We start from the raw sequence: 13,783 nt of genomic DNA, 5'->3' as shown, positions 1-13,783 counted from the left end.
CTTTGGCGAGACGGGGGCCGCCCTTGGCGTCAGTGCTGGTTGTTTGTCTTGGCCCACACGCCGGTCGTGCGGCTGTGGACGGTGCGCCGGTCCTGGTAGACGGGGCCCTGGTAGTGGTGGTGGACGTCCGGGTCGGGCTTGGCGCGCTTAGCGAGCCGGGCGAGGGCGAGCACGAGGGCGGTGGGGGCGCCGAACACGAGGCCGCACACCACCGGGTCGGCGAACTGGGACACGTACATCAGGACGGCGGCCGTGCCGCCGACCATGGCGGTGGCGGTGCCGCCGGCGAGCATGAGCACGCTGGCATCGGTGGCGCCCTGGCTCATCGGGGGCCGTCCCGGTTGCGCGACGGGCGGGGTGTCGCCATGGGCGGGGACCGGGGTGTCGTCGCGGTAGGCGGTGGGCCGGTAAGCGTCGGCGATGATCCGCCGGGCCTCATCCTCGGCCTGAACCTCGCTCAATCCGGTGCCCGTGACGGCCGTCTGAGGGGTGGTGTCGGGGTACAAGCGGAATCCCTTCCGGTGCGTAGTCAGGGAGGCAGAGACACCCCCTCTGGGGTGCCGCGTGGAGGGGGTTTCGGGCGCCCTGACCTGCGCGCCTCCCTGACTCCCTGAACGATCATCTGTGCAGGTCAGAGCCAGGGAGGCGGGCCAGGGAGGCGGTCAGGGAGTTCTCCCTGCCTCCCTGACCAGTCGGCGGCGCGCTCCCTGTCATCCGTCGGCGAAAGCGGAACCTTCTCCATCGCGGTTGGCGAGGGCGCGGGTGACGCGGTCGCGGGCGACGACCATGACGCCGTCGGACTTGTGCGGCTCGGCGCCGGCGTCGTCCAGGACGCGCTTGAGGTCGATGAACGACCAGCCGCCGTAGGCGTCCGCGTTCCGCGTGGCGAGCCGCGCCAGCACGTCCTTCGTGCGCACGCGGGGCGCGTCGCCGACGACGGCGGCGATGTCGGCGAGCGGATCGTGTTCCGCGCCCCGCTCGATGGCGTGCAGGGTCGTCACGCCATCGCGCAGGGCCTTGGCCCGGTCGGTGATGTTCTCAGCGGCGTCGTCGTCGATGTAGTGCGTGCGCACCGTGATGGACGACTGTCCGGCCGGAATGGCGATGCCGTCGGAGGCGACGACCAGGGTTCCCCGGTCCAGGCCCGGACGCAGCAGGTTCGGAGCCGCGCCCCCGTCGACGGCCTTGTCCCCGAGCGCCATTCGGGCCTGCGACTCGGTGCCCAGAGCGAGGGAGGCGCGGGTGTGGGCACCCTCGCGGACCAGCTTGGGAAGGTTCTCATTGGTCGGGTCCTGCGTGCCCTGCCACATCAGCACGTTCACGGCCCGCCCCTGGTTGTGGATCTTCCGGACGGCCATGAAGTACCGGGAGTTGGCCTTGGAACCGCCGTAGGGGCGCTTCTCGGCGTCCTTGGCCGGGCACATGAACGCCACCTGTGCTTCGTCGACCAGCACGATCAGCGGCGGGAACACGGTGCCGGGCGGGGCCTGGATGCGGCGGTTCATCTCGTCCACCGCGCCCTCAACCATCTCGGTCACCTGGATCACGTGCTCATCCGTCGGGCCCTGGATCAAGGTCGTGGCGAGCCCGTCGAACATGTTCCAGTCGCCCACGCCCTTGAGGTCGCCCATGAGGAACTGCACCGACTTGTCCAGCGCGAGCCACAGGGCCAGGGAGCGCAGGGCAACGGTCTTGCCCTGGTTGGACAGGCCCGTGATCAAGAGGTGGCGCTGGTAGAGGCTCAGCGCGGCGGCGTCCCCGCGCAGGTCCTGTCCCCAGGGGGCGCGGCCCTTGGCGTAGTCGGCGGTCATCGTGTCGTCGGTGACCAGCGGGGACGGGCCGATCGGCTCGTCCAGTGCTCCCGAGTCGGCCACCCACAGCCGGACGGTGCGGGCCGCCTGGGGGATGGTGATGAACACTTCGTGTTCGTGTCGGGTGAGGTTCTCGGCGAGCTTGCGGCGCTTGTTCTGGACCTCGTTGGTCGACACCCCGGAGGGAAGGGTGACGTCGACTTCCACGCCGCATCCGGCGATGCGGATCGGTCCCAGCATGGATGCGCCGGCGTCGCCCATCTCCTTGATGGCACGGGCCAGGGCGGGCACTCCGAGGTCGCGCAGGGCCTTGACCACGATGGACGGCGTGATCGGCTCCCCCTCACCGTTGTGGACGTTGGCGGGCAGTGCCCAGGCGGGGGCGGCGTGCTGCTTGCGGCCGACCGACCACAGGGCCAGCAGCGCGAGGAACGGGCCGATGGAGAGCGCAGGGCCCCACACGATCTGCACGATCCGGATCAGCAGGGCGATGAAGTCGATTGTGGCCGCGAGTGGGGTGATGACGTCTTTGACGTCGCCGTTGTTGATGGCCATCACGACCCCGAGCGCGACCAGGGCGCCGATGCCCATCCCGGTGCCGACCAGGGCGCCCTTGGCTGCGTCTACGGGCGAGTGGAGTAGGTCCATGCGGCGATGGTGGCGAGCGGTACGGAAGCGCTGAAGCTTCTCCTCCCACTCCTGCGCCATCTCCAGGTTTCCCGCGGCTTCGGCGGCGCGCATCATGCGCTCGTAGCGGGCGCCCGTGCGGCCGTCCCAGGTGCGGCGAGCCACGATCCGGCCCCCGTTGAACGTGTAGAGGCTGTGTCGGGCCACGGCGCGAGCGGCGGTTTTGGTGGTGTCGTGGGTGACCACGTGCCTCACGCCCCGCCCGGAGCGCACCCACAGCGGCACGGGCCGGGCCGGCGGCGCGTCGGGGACGACGGTGAGCACGGTGGGCGCGGTGTCGGGGGCCGGGGGGTCGGTGGGCTTGTGGAGGCGGACGACGTTCTCAGACATGCTGGAAGTGCTCCTGACTGCCCCCTTGGGGCGGGAGTGAGCGGAGAGCCGGGGTGGCCGGGTCCGTGGCAGGGACGGCCACCCCGGGCAGCACAGTCGTGCAGGTGAGCGTCACGCGGCGGGCAGTGCGCCGGTGGGCGCGGTCACCACCAGCGGGACTTCTTGGGCACGAGGTAGGGGTGGCCGTTGACCATGTGGTCCACGCACTGCGGGCAGTCCTCGCGGGGGCCGAGCTTGCGGTGAACGCTCCGGTCGTGGGCGTGCTGCCAGCACTGCGGGCACTCGCCGGGAGGCGTGTTCTTGACGGCCACGGTCACCACCACCCCGACGACTTCTTGGCCGCCTTGGCGCGGGCGGCTTCGGTTGTGAGCCGCTGCCGCTCCGCGTGCAGGGCGGTCAGTTCCGCGTTCAGCCGCATCTCGGCGGCGCTGCCGGTGGAGTCGATCTGCTCTTCGGCACGGCCGGTGCTGTGGCCCCGGGCGGCGCGGTAGGAGCCGCTGGCAAGGGCGCGGGCCATAGCGCGGCGCTCGCGGCCGTTCATCGGCCACGACTCGCCCCGGCGGACCGCTTCGAGCTTCTTCTCGGTGGCCCGGATCTCGCGGTCCAGACGGCGGATGTCGGAGTTGCCCATCACGCACTCCTAGGAGGGGTAGAAGGGAAGGCGCAGGGCACGCAGGTGCCGAGCGACGTGGGAATGACGTAGCCCGCATCCGTCCGGCATCGCGGGCAGGTTCGGCGGGCGCGGTTCGCCGCCGCAAGCGCCGCCCACCGGGCGGGGGTCATCGGCCGGACCGGTTTGGCGAGGTCGATGCGGTAGAGGTAGGCGATCAGCGGCCCCCGGCGGCGGCGCGGCCGTTCGAGCTGAGCGGCCACGTCCTGACCGCCGGGGCGCAGCCCGCGCGCCCGGAGTTGGCGGCGGGTGGCGTAGCCGTCCGGGGCGAGGCGCCACCGGAACACCGGCAGCGCCCCCGTCACGCGGCCACGCGCTTCCATGCGGCGCGCAAGCGGACCTCGGAGGCGGAGTGGCCGGCCGCCCGGAAGCGAGCGGACATCTCCCGGTAGGACAAGGGCGGGGTCCGGCTGGTGCGGATCTCCTCTACCACCGCGTCCAGCGCGTCATCGGTGAGGGCGGGTGCCGCCTCAAGGGCGGGCGCCCTGATCGCTTCGGAGGGGCCCCACACGGGCAGCTCCCAGTGGGGTGTGACGCCGACCGTGACGGGGGTCGTCACGCTGGTCAGCGCCTTGCCGGTCTCTTCGCTGGCCCGCGTCGTCTCCAGCGTCGACCACGCCTTGGAGAGCGTCTTGGCGGTCTCGGCCTGGACACGTGCTACGCGCGCCCCGGCCCCCGTCACGGCCGTCAGCCGGGTCTCCTCCGTGGCCGCTTCAGCGCGGAGCCGGGCGCGTGCCACGGCCGCTTCGTCCCGGGCCTCCTGCTGGATACCCCGGATGGCATCCAGCGCAATCGGGGTGAGCGCGGTGCGCTCCCACAGTCCGTGGACCAGCCACAGGGCCTTGGCAGCGATCGGCAGCCACGCCACGGCCAGCCACGCGCCCGCCGGGTCGTCGGCGGTGAGGGCGTGGGCGACCAGGACGCCCGCAGCGACCAGCCCGAACGACCAGCCGACGGCGGCCACCGCGCGAGAGTGGTCGCCTTGTGCGGAGAGGCGGCGTTCGTAGGCGAGGGTCGCCAGCCAGCCGCCGTCGATGCCAAGACCGACGACCAGGGCGACGGGCCACGGCACCGCCGTGCCCAACCACATCACGACCACGGCCAGCGTCAGGACCATGGATACCGCTGTCATCGCGACGGCGGGCAGAACGGTCTTGGCAGTCACGATGCACCGCCCCACGCGATCACCGCAGCGACCACCAGCAGCGCGCCGGCAAGGCACGTCAGGTCGATAGCGCGGCGCACCCGCCCGAACTTCAGGACGGCGATGCGGGACAGGGTGGCGATGTGCGCGGGCCGGTCATCCTCGCTCAGCGCGTCGCGGATCTCGTCCGGGGACAAGGTGGCCCAACGCGGGAAGCCCTGCGGCCGAGTACCACCGAGGTTGGGCCGGACCGTGTAAAGCAGCAGTCCGGCCGCAGCCAGCAGGACAGCCACGCCAGCCGCACCGACTCCGATGGCGACGGTGGGCAGGTGGACGCTGGTGGCGGCCGTCCAGGCCCCGGCGAGCATCGCGCCGATGAACGCCAGCAGCAGCGACGCCTTGGTATCGGTGCGCGCCAGTTCGGCCTTGACCTCCGCGTGGGCGGCGGTCAGTGCGGTGTCCTGGTAGCTCACGCCCCCACCTCCGGCACGAACGCCGTGGCGGACAGGTTGGCCAGGTCCCGGCGGGCCGCCAGCACCCGGCGGTGGGCCCTGCGGATACGCCGCTCGTCCAGCACGGACGGCGTGCGGTCGAGGGTGATGATCTGCGCGTCGAGCAGGTCGACCTCGGCGGAGATCAGCGGCATCTCCGCCTCGATCGCGTCCAACTCCGCGTTGGTCGGCTCACGGCCGAGGTCGACGGGGGTAACACCGTCCTGAACAGGAACGATGATGTTCATTGGGTCTGTCCTTCCAAGGGGGACGGCCCGAAGCGGCCCCGGGATTGCGCCCCGGGGCCGCGCGCCGTTGGGATGAGGTCGCACACGGTGTGTGCGGCGGGCCGCGTGGCGGCCGGTGCCCCGGGCCGGATTCGATCCGGCGCCCTTCACGGCTGGATGCCGGGGCGGTGTGCGTCAGAAGGAACGGGAGATGGTGCCGTTGTTGTCGCCCTCGATGACCGTCATCCCGTTGCCGGAGTAGGTGCGGCTGCTGGTGTCCTCGCCGCTGTGGGTGTCGCCGTCGTGGATATCGCCGTTGAGGGCGACCGGGCCGGACGCGCCGGAGATGACCGTTCCGCCGATGTCGCCGTTGTGGTCGCCGCTGACGATGATCGTGGCCATGTGTGCTCCTTTGATGAGAGCGGCCGGTGGTGGCCGCAGTGCCCCGGGCCGGATTCGATCCGGCGTCCTTCACGGCTGAATGCCGGGGCGGTGACGGGGTTAGCGCTGGACGACCGGGCGGTGCATGTCCCGGTGGGTGACCGAGACCTGGTAGCCGTCGGCGCGCAGCTTTTCCGCGAGCGCAGAGGCGAAGGTGGGTGCGCGGTGGCGTCCACCGGCGCATCCGTCGGCGACGGTGACCGTTCCGGCGCTGGGGCCGGACGCGAACGCGGCAACGGCCGTGGCAGTGGCGTCGATCAGGGCGGCGATGCCGGCGGTGTTCAGCACGGCGTTACGCACCGGCTCATCGGCGGCGGTCATGTACCGCAGCTCCGGGCTGACGTGCGGGTCACGGAAGTGGTGCCGCAGGTCGATGGTCAGGTGGGCGGTAGGCGCTTCGGCGTGCAGATAGCCGAACGACACGATCTCTACGGCAGCGCTCATGAGAACTCCTCGGAAGCGAAAGGGGTGATCCGGCTCCCCTCAACCCCGCCCGTACGAGCCGCCCCGCGAAGGGGGCAGCCGGACGGGCGGAGGAGGCAACCGGCCGCAGCGCAGGAGCTGCGGAGCTGGTGGAAGTGCTGGTGGCCCCTGCCAGGGACCGTGGGTCTCGCATTGACGCGGGCCGTGCTCGGTCCGGGGAGTCCCCTCCCGGACGTCATGGCGACGAAAGGTTGATGCCGCGTCGTTCTTTTGCGTCGGCCAGTCCTGCGCTCGCCCTCCCCGCAAGGAATGTGCCGGTGCGGATCGTTGGGCGCGAGCAAGGCAGCCGCAATGCGTTGCCCTGGCCGACGGATCTCCACTCACCTCCGGCCGGTGTGGTCACGGCCGGTATTGCGGTGGTGGATCACGCTGTTCAGTTCTCAAGGAACGACCGCTTCCTTCGGACTCGTGAGACGAGACCTCCGGGCGGCATGGCTTACCAGCAGGTGGTGCCGCTGGACCTTCTGGTCTAGCTGGTACCAACCAGTTGCCAAGATGCTGCACCCTCAAGGTGTGAGGCGTCAAGCACTTTGGTTCAGCTCGTACCAACCAGTGGCCTCGGTCGGGCATCATGGGGGTATGGCGACTCGTTCAGATCCCCTGTATGTCCAGTTGGCGGAGTCTCTTCGCGCGAAGATCGACAGTGGCGAGTACCCGCCCGGCGGCAAGCTCCCCAGCGAGCGGAAGCTCATGGAGGAATACGACGCCTCGCGCAACACCGTGCGGCTGGGCCTCAAGCGGCTTGTCGCCGAGGGGCTCATCTTTCCTAGCCAGGGGCGGGCCTACATGGTTCACCGCAAAGATGTGCTGATCTACAACGCATCGCGCTCGGAGGACCACAACAGGCGCTTGGCGGCCGGCGTTGATGCGTGGGTCCAGGACATCCACGAACAGGGCCGGACGCCCAGTCAAAAAATCTCAGTCAGCATCGAAAAGTCGGATGCCGATATCGCCCAGCGACTCGCTATCAACCCTGGCGATTTGGTGCTGGTGCGGCGCAGGTTGCGGTTCGTAGATGACCATCCTTGGTCGACGGAGGATTCCTACTATCCTCATGACCTCGTTAAGAACACACCTATCGCCGAGCCGGCGGATATCGCAGAAGGCGTGATCGCCCACATGGCCTCTATGGGGCATGCGCAGGTTCGATACGTTGATGACGTAACCGCGACGATGCCAAACCCGAAGCAGGCTGATGAACTGGCAGTCGAAGCGGGTGTGCCTCTGCTGGTGCGGGTGCGCGTGGGGTACACCGAAGAGGGCCCGGTCCGTGTGACGGTCACCTCCATGCCGACGGACCGCCATATCCTCCGCTACGAGCTGGGAACGGGTAACCCTAATGCCTGAAGACATCACTATTCGGCCTGCCGTTGCCGCCGAAGCGGGCGTCATTGCTTCGATGTGGGACGAGGCGGCGCAATGGCTAAGGGCTAGAGATATTGATCAATGGCAGTACCCGGCGAACCTGGAAAAGATTTCGCGCGACATCGAACACGGAAGCGCCTACATATTGCTCGGTGCATCCGAGTATCTAGGGACAATTACAGTAGACGAATTTGCTGATCCCGAATTCTGGCTTCCGGAAGATGATCCCGATGATGCCCTGTACGCGCATAGAGTGATTACTCGCCCCGTCGCGAGGGGGCTCTCATTGGGGGCGCTGATGCTCGACTTGGCTTCTCAGAAAGCGAAGGATGCGGGGAAACGCTGGCTCCGTGTCGACGCATGGAAGACGAACGCCGACCTTGGCAACTACTACGAGGCACAGGGATTCACACGAGTTCGGACTGTGGACCTACCGCACCGCCGGTCGGGCACGCTGTTTCAGCGAGCCACATAGCCGGTCCCCCCTGCTAGTGCCGGTAAAGCCAGGGGCCGGATCTCGGGCCGTCTGTGGGCCGTCGGAGGGCGGCCGAGGACGGCCGGCAACGACCAACGACGACCTCCCAACTGCTGGTCAGAGAGCATCCCGGTAGAGTCTTGGGAGGTGAGTACGGGCATGTATCACTCCCTGCGCAACAAGAAGCAGGAGTGGGAGGAGTACAGGTCGGAGGTCACCGCCTTCGAGCTGCGCAAGATGCTGCCCGTGCTCTGAGCCACCGCGCCACCGAGAGGCCGCATCATGGCACTTCCCGCCCCGCAGGGACGGCGGAGCAGCACCTTCACCCGGCTGCTGAGGCACGGTTTCACCGACCCCTCGGCGGCCGGGGTGCTGCTCGACGTCCCCGAACTCGCCCCCGTACGCGACGACTCGGTCCTGCTCGAAGCGCTCGGGGCCACCGCGGACCCGGATCTCGCGCTGCGGGGCCTGGTACGGCTGGTGGAGGCGCTTCCGACGGAGGAGCAGCAGACGCTGCTGAGCACCGTCGTCGCGGCCAAGCCGCTGCGCGACCGGCTGCTGGGGGTGATGGGCGCCTCCGAGGCGCTCGTCGACCACCTCGCCCGGCACCCGGAGGACTGGCAGTCGCTGGTCACCTACGAGTCGGTCGATCTGCACCCCACCACCCCCGAGTTCGAGCTGGCGCTCGCCGAGGGCATCTGGGGCGAGCGGGGCGCCGGCCGGCCCCGTGCGGACGCGCTGCGTGCCGCCTACCGCCGGGCCCTGCTGGGCATCGCCGCCCGCGACGTGTGCGGGACGACCGATGTCGCCGAGGCCGCGGCGGAGCTCGCGGACCTGGCCACCGCCACGGTCCGGGCCGCCCTGGAGATCAGCTACGAGGAGGCGCCCGGTGACGCCGCGGTCTGCCGGCTGGCGGTCATCGGCATGGGCAAGTGCGGCGGCCGGGAGCTGAACTACGTCTCCGACGTCGATGTCATCTTCGTCGCCGAGGCCAAGGAAGGCGTCGACGAGGCCAAGGCGCTGCAGGCCGCGACCCGGCTCGCCGCCCGGATGATGCGGCTGTGCTCGGACAACACGGTCGAGGGCACGATCTGGCCGGTGGACGCCAATCTGCGGCCCGAGGGCCGCAACGGCCCGCTGGTGCGCACCCTCAGCAGCCATCTCGCCTACTACCAGCGCTGGGCCAAGACCTGGGAGTTCCAGGCGCTGCTCAAGGCCCGCCCGATGGCCGGTGACCTGGGGCTCGGGCAGGAGTACGTCGACGCCCTGGCGCCGATGGTGTGGGAGGTCGCCGAGCGGGAGAACTTCGTCTCCGACGTGCGCCAGATGCGCCGCCGGGTCGTCGAGAACATCCCCGCGGCACAGGTCGAACGGGAGCTCAAGCTCGGCCCCGGCGGGCTGCGCGACGTCGAGTTCGCCGTCCAGCTGCTGCAGTTGGTGCACGGCCGCAGCGACGCCACCCTGCGCAGCGCCACCACCCTGGACGCGCTGGCGGCGCTGGCCGCCGGCGGCTATGTCGGACGCCAGGACGCCGCGGCCCTGGACGCCGCCTACCGCTTCCTGCGGACCTTGGAGCACCGCATCCAGCTCTTCCGGATGCGCCGTACCCATCTGATGCCCGAGGACGAGGCCGAACTCAGGCGCCTGGCCCGGTCGTTGGGGCTGCGGACCGAGCCGGTCGACACCCTCCGCAGGGAGTGGAAGTGGCACGCCAGGGAGGTGCGCCGGCTGCATGAGAAGCTCTTCTACCGTCCGCTGCTCGATGCCGTCGCCCATCTGGAATCCGGCGAGGCCCGGCTGTCCGCCAGGGCCGCCCGTCACCGCCTCGAAGCGCTCGGCTACCACGACCCGGGGGCCGCGCTACGCCATCTGGAGGCGCTGGCCTCCGGCGTGACCCGCAAGGCCGCCATCCAGCGGACGCTGCTGCCGGTGCTGCTCGCCTGGTTCGCGGACTCCGCCGACCCGGACGCCGGACTGCTCAACTTCCGCAAGGTCTCCGACGCGCTCGGCAAGACGCCCTGGTACCTGCGGCTGCTGCGCGACGAGGGCGCCGCCGCCGAGAACCTCGCCCGGGTGCTCTCGGCCGGCCGGCTCGCCCCCGACCTGCTGCTGCGCGCCCCCGAGGCGGTCGCGCTGCTCGGCGCCCCCGACGGGCTGCAGGCCCGCACCCGGGCCGCCCTGGAGCAGGAGGTGCTGGCCGCGGTCGGCCGCGCGGACGGTGCGCAGGCGGCGGTCACGGCGGCCCGCGGGGTGCGCCGCCGGGAGCTGTTCCGCACGGCCGCGGCGGATGTGATCGGCGCCTACGGCACGGAGTTCAGCCCGGCCGACAAGGACCACGGCCACTCGGTCGACGCGGTCGGCTCCGCGCTCTTCGACCTCAACGCCGCCACCCTCGCCGGCGCGCTGCGCGCCGCGGTCCGCGAGCAGTGGGGCGACACCCTGCCCACCCGCTTCGCGGTGATCGGCATGGGCCGCTTCGGCGGCCACGAACTGGGCTACGGCTCGGACGCCGATGTGCTGTTCGTCCACGAACCACGCGAGGGCGCCGACGAGCAGGAGGCCGCCAGGGCCGCCCACGCCGTCGCCAACGAGATGCGCCGGCTGCTGGAACTCCCCTCCTCCGACCCGCCGTTGCTCATCGACGCGGATCTGCGCCCGGAGGGCAGGTCGGGGCCGCTGGTGCGCACCCTCGCCTCGTACGCCGCCTACTACCGGCGCTGGTCGCTGGTGTGGGAGGCCCAGGCCCTGCTGCGCGCCGGACCGGTCGCGGGCGACGCCGGCCTGGGGGAGCGGTTCATCGAGCTGGTCGATCCGCTGCGGTATCCGGCCGAGGGCCTGGGGGAGGACGCGGTCCGCGAGATCCGCAAGCTCAAGGCCCGGATGGAGGCCGAGCGGCTGCCCCGCGGCGCCGACCCGACCACCCACGCCAAGCTGGGGCGCGGTGGTCTCAGCGACGTCGAGTGGACCGTGCAGCTGCTGCAGATGCAGCACGGCTGGGAGATCCCCGGGCTGCGCACGACCCGTACTCGCGAGGCGCTGGCCGCCGCCCATGCCGCCGGGCTGATCGGCACCGAGGAGGCCCAGACCCTGGACGAGGCCTGGGTGCTGGCGGCGCGGGTGCGCAACGCGGTGGTGCTGGTGCGGGCCCGTCCGGGGGACACCTTCCCCACCGACGGCCGGGAGCTGGCCGCCGTGGGCCGCTACCTCGGCTACGAGGAGGGACACGTCGGCGAGATGATCGACGACTACCGGCGGATCACGCGGCGGGCGCGCGGCGTGGTGGAGGAGATCTTCTACGGGGCCTGACGCTCCAGCAGGCCCCGGCAGTGCGCCAGGAATCCGGCCAGGGTCAGCTCGAAGGCCTGGTCGGCGCGGTCCGGGCCGGCGGCGTCCTGCGCCACGGACAGCCGGGGTGCGCGGGCGCCGTCGGAGACCTCCCACATGATCCTCGGCGCCGACATGTCGAGCGCCGAGCCGAGCACGATGTTGTCCAGGCCGGTGATCACCGGCAGCACGGCGGACGGGGCGAAGCCGGCGTCCAGCAGCATCCCGGCCACCCGTTCGTACTGGGCCAGCACCTCGGGCGCGCGGACCGGTGAGGTCATCAGCATCGGGATCGTGCGCGGATGGGCGGCGAACGCGGCGCGGTAGGAGCGGGCCCAGGCCGCCAGCGCGTGGTCCCAGCAGGCGTCGTGCAGGGTGCCGGGGTCGATGGCGTCGGTGACCCGCTCCCGCAGCAGCTCGATCACCCCGGCCCGGCCGTCCACATGGTGGTACACCGAGGCGGTCTGCACCCCGAGCCGGCGGGCCACCTCCGGAACGCTGAAGTCGCCCTTCTCGTCGACGAGTTCGAGCGCCGTGGCGCCGATCCGCTCCCGGTCCAGCAGGGCCTTCCGCGGCCGCCCCATGTCCTTGCTCCCGCCCGACCCCGCCGAGGGGTCTTCCCGAATCGTACGGCGGGGGGTACCTTCCCAAAAACCGAAAGCCTTTAGGTTTTTCTCGCGGTCGAGCTGCCGTCACCATCCCCGTACGTGCCGGGCCGCCTCCTTCCCTCCCTCGGCAGAAGGGCATCGAGACATGGCCGCACAGCCCGCACCCCGCGACGGGGCGCCACCGCACAGCCCGCCACCGGCCGCCTCGCTGCGCCGCGGCACCCTCGGCGTCGCCGACATCGCCTTCTTCGTGATCTCGGCCGCCGCCCCGCTCACGGTGATGGCCGGCACCTCACCGCTCGCGATCGGCGCCGGCGGCCCCGGCGCCCCCGTCGGCTACCTCCTCGCCGGCGCCACCCTCGCCCTCTTCGCCGTCGGCTTCACGACCATGGCCCGGCACGTCCGCAACGGCGGCGGCTTCTACGCGTTCATCACCCGGGGCCTCGGCCGGCCCGCCGGCTTCGGCGCCGCCACCGTGGCCCTGCTCGCCTACAACGGCATGCAGATCGGCGTCTACGGACTGCTCGCCACCGCCACCCAGGACGCGCTGCGGGCCTTCTGGGGCGTCCACCTGCCCTGGCCGCCGATCGCCGTCGCCGGCGTCCTGGTCGTCTGGTACCTCGGCCACCGCTCCATCGACTTCGGCGCCAAGGTCCTGGGCGTCCTGCTGGTCGCCGAGACCGGCATCCTCGTCCTGCTCGCCGGCGGCGTACTGCTGCACGGCGGCGCGCACGGCCTGGCGCTGGACTCCTTCACCCCCGGCAACGTCCTGGTGCCCGGCACCGGCGCGGTCCTCGCCTTCGCCTTCGCCGCCTTCACCGGCTTCGAGTCCACCGCGATCTACCGCTACGAGGCCCGCGATCCGGCCCGCACCATCCCCCGCGCCACCTACCTCGCGGTCGCCTTCCTCGGCCTCTTCTACGCCTTCATCATCTGGATCGTCATCCAGGCCGTCGGCAGCGACCGGATCGTCCGGGCCGCGCTGCACGACCCGGCCGGCCTCTTCTTCACCGCCACCACCCAGTACGTCGGCAGCTGGGCCGCCGGCCTGATGCACCTCTTCATCGTCACCAGCATCCTCGCCTCCCAACTGGCCTTCCACAACGCGATCAACCGCTACGTGCTGGCCATGGCCCGAGAAGGCGTGCTGCCCGCCGCGGTCGGCCGCGTCCACCCGCGCCACCGCTCCCCGTACCTGGCCGGCGCGGCGCAGAGCCTCCTGGCGATCCTCGTCGTCGTCGGCTTCGCGCTGGCCGGCGCCGACCCCTACCAGCAGCTGCTGCTGTGGATGAACACCCCCGGGATGCTGGGCCTGCTGGTGCTCCAGGCGATCACCGCGGCCGCCGTCCCCTGCTACTTCCGCCGCTTCGCCCACCAGGAAGGGGCGCTGCGCACCGTCATCACCCCGATCGCCGCCGCCGTCCTGATGGCCGGCGCCCTCTGGCTGGTCATCGCCAAGATCGACCTGATGACCGGCGCGCCGCCGGCCACCAACACCGCCCTGGTCCTCACCGTCCCCGCCGCCTTCGCCCTCGGCCTCCTCGGCGCCCGCCGGATCCGCCGCAGCCGCCCCGAGGTCTACGCGGGCTTCGCGGCGGAACCGGACGAGGACGCGGACGAGGGGGACGAGCGGACGGCCACGGCCGTGCGGCGGCCTGGCGAGGAGACCGCACCGGCCACCGACGAGGAGGCGGCCGCCCGAACCCCGTAACCATCCCCACCGGCCG

Annotated in this window: 15 protein-coding genes and 1 pseudogene; 5 read left to right on the top strand and 11 right to left on the bottom strand. The window is 71.2% G+C overall.

Going from position 1 to position 13,783, the window contains the following annotated elements; translation table 11 throughout:
* Window positions 1–29: 29 nt before the first annotated feature.
* From ACZ5XZ_RS21715 to ACZ5XZ_RS21670, 10 genes are all read right to left on the bottom strand, one after another.
* Window positions 30–506 (bottom strand): hypothetical protein, encoded by a 477-nt coding sequence (locus ACZ5XZ_RS21715; RefSeq protein ID WP_468980409.1) that lies wholly within the window; start codon window positions 504–506, stop codon window positions 30–32.
* A 204-nt stretch (window positions 507–710) separates the two neighbouring features.
* Window positions 711–2,828 carry an FtsK/SpoIIIE domain-containing protein gene (locus ACZ5XZ_RS21710; RefSeq protein WP_468980408.1) on the bottom strand — a complete coding sequence of 706 codons (2,118 nt, stop codon included), beginning with the start codon at window positions 2,826–2,828 and terminating at the stop codon, window positions 711–713.
* Between the two features lie 143 nt (window positions 2,829–2,971).
* The gene (locus ACZ5XZ_RS21705; protein WP_430980503.1) at window positions 2,972–3,145 is read right to left on the bottom strand and encodes a pRL2-8; all 174 of its coding nucleotides are present in this window, start codon (window positions 3,143–3,145) and stop codon (window positions 2,972–2,974) included.
* Window positions 3,142–3,459 carry a hypothetical protein gene (locus tag ACZ5XZ_RS21700; protein ID WP_468980405.1) on the bottom strand — a complete coding sequence of 106 codons (318 nt, stop codon included), beginning with the start codon at window positions 3,457–3,459 and terminating at the stop codon, window positions 3,142–3,144. Before ACZ5XZ_RS21700 ends, ACZ5XZ_RS21705 begins: the two co-directional genes overlap by 4 nt.
* Window positions 3,459–3,821, bottom strand: coding sequence for an RRQRL motif-containing zinc-binding protein (locus tag ACZ5XZ_RS21695; RefSeq protein ID WP_468980403.1), 363 nt, complete (start codon window positions 3,819–3,821; stop codon window positions 3,459–3,461). The genes ACZ5XZ_RS21700 and ACZ5XZ_RS21695 overlap by 1 nt, the downstream gene beginning before the upstream one ends.
* Window positions 3,800–4,663 carry a protein spdB gene (locus ACZ5XZ_RS21690; protein WP_468980402.1) on the bottom strand — a complete coding sequence of 288 codons (864 nt, stop codon included), beginning with the start codon at window positions 4,661–4,663 and terminating at the stop codon, window positions 3,800–3,802. The genes ACZ5XZ_RS21695 and ACZ5XZ_RS21690 overlap by 22 nt, the downstream gene beginning before the upstream one ends.
* Complete coding sequence (locus ACZ5XZ_RS21685) at window positions 4,660–5,115, bottom strand: Pycsar system effector family protein (RefSeq protein ID WP_430978841.1); 456 nt, start codon at window positions 5,113–5,115, stop codon at window positions 4,660–4,662. Before ACZ5XZ_RS21685 ends, ACZ5XZ_RS21690 begins: the two co-directional genes overlap by 4 nt.
* The gene (locus ACZ5XZ_RS21680) at window positions 5,112–5,381 is read right to left on the bottom strand and encodes a DUF6284 family protein (RefSeq protein ID WP_468980399.1); all 270 of its coding nucleotides are present in this window, start codon (window positions 5,379–5,381) and stop codon (window positions 5,112–5,114) included. Before ACZ5XZ_RS21680 ends, ACZ5XZ_RS21685 begins: the two co-directional genes overlap by 4 nt.
* A 174-nt stretch (window positions 5,382–5,555) precedes the next feature.
* Window positions 5,556–5,762: a hypothetical protein gene (locus tag ACZ5XZ_RS21675; RefSeq protein WP_468980398.1), complete on the bottom strand. Its 207-nt coding sequence runs from the start codon at window positions 5,760–5,762 to the stop codon at window positions 5,556–5,558.
* 99 nt (window positions 5,763–5,861) lie between these two features.
* Entirely contained in the window at window positions 5,862–6,245 is a 384-nt protein-coding gene (locus ACZ5XZ_RS21670) for a RapZ C-terminal domain-containing protein (protein ID WP_468980396.1), read from the bottom strand.
* Between the two features lie 618 nt (window positions 6,246–6,863).
* On the opposite strand from ACZ5XZ_RS21670, the gene ACZ5XZ_RS21665 reads away from it, so the two are divergent.
* The 4 genes and pseudogenes from ACZ5XZ_RS21665 to ACZ5XZ_RS21650 all read left to right on the top strand — a co-directional run bounded on the left by ACZ5XZ_RS21665 (window position 6,864) and on the right by ACZ5XZ_RS21650 (window position 11,430).
* The gene (locus tag ACZ5XZ_RS21665) at window positions 6,864–7,631 is read left to right on the top strand and encodes a GntR family transcriptional regulator (RefSeq protein WP_430978845.1); all 768 of its coding nucleotides are present in this window, start codon (window positions 6,864–6,866) and stop codon (window positions 7,629–7,631) included.
* Window positions 7,624–8,124: a GNAT family N-acetyltransferase gene (locus ACZ5XZ_RS21660; protein ID WP_430978846.1), complete on the top strand. Its 501-nt coding sequence runs from the start codon at window positions 7,624–7,626 to the stop codon at window positions 8,122–8,124. Before ACZ5XZ_RS21665 ends, ACZ5XZ_RS21660 begins: the two co-directional genes overlap by 8 nt.
* A gap of 171 nt (window positions 8,125–8,295) precedes the next feature.
* Window positions 8,296–8,379 (top strand): annotated as a pseudogene (locus ACZ5XZ_RS21655) (glutamine synthetase); the annotation flags it as partial.
* Between the two features lie 27 nt (window positions 8,380–8,406).
* Window positions 8,407–11,430, top strand: coding sequence for a bifunctional [glutamine synthetase] adenylyltransferase/[glutamine synthetase]-adenylyl-L-tyrosine phosphorylase (locus ACZ5XZ_RS21650; RefSeq protein WP_468980392.1), 3,024 nt, complete (start codon window positions 8,407–8,409; stop codon window positions 11,428–11,430).
* On the opposite strand, the gene ACZ5XZ_RS21645 is transcribed toward ACZ5XZ_RS21650, so the two are convergent.
* Complete coding sequence (locus ACZ5XZ_RS21645) at window positions 11,418–12,032, bottom strand: TetR/AcrR family transcriptional regulator (RefSeq protein WP_468980389.1); 615 nt, start codon at window positions 12,030–12,032, stop codon at window positions 11,418–11,420. The genes ACZ5XZ_RS21650 and ACZ5XZ_RS21645 overlap by 13 nt on opposite strands.
* 169 nt (window positions 12,033–12,201) lie before the next feature.
* Here ACZ5XZ_RS21645 and ACZ5XZ_RS21640 point away from each other — a divergent pair, with 169 nt between their 5' ends.
* Complete coding sequence (locus ACZ5XZ_RS21640) at window positions 12,202–13,767, top strand: APC family permease (protein ID WP_468980387.1); 1,566 nt, start codon at window positions 12,202–12,204, stop codon at window positions 13,765–13,767.
* The last annotated feature ends 16 nt before the right edge of the window (window positions 13,768–13,783 follow it).

The organism is Streptomyces sp. NPDC033270, from assembly GCF_055576575.1.
Note: the sequence above shows the minus strand (reverse complement) of the source record. Positions and strands in the feature narration are given on the sequence as shown.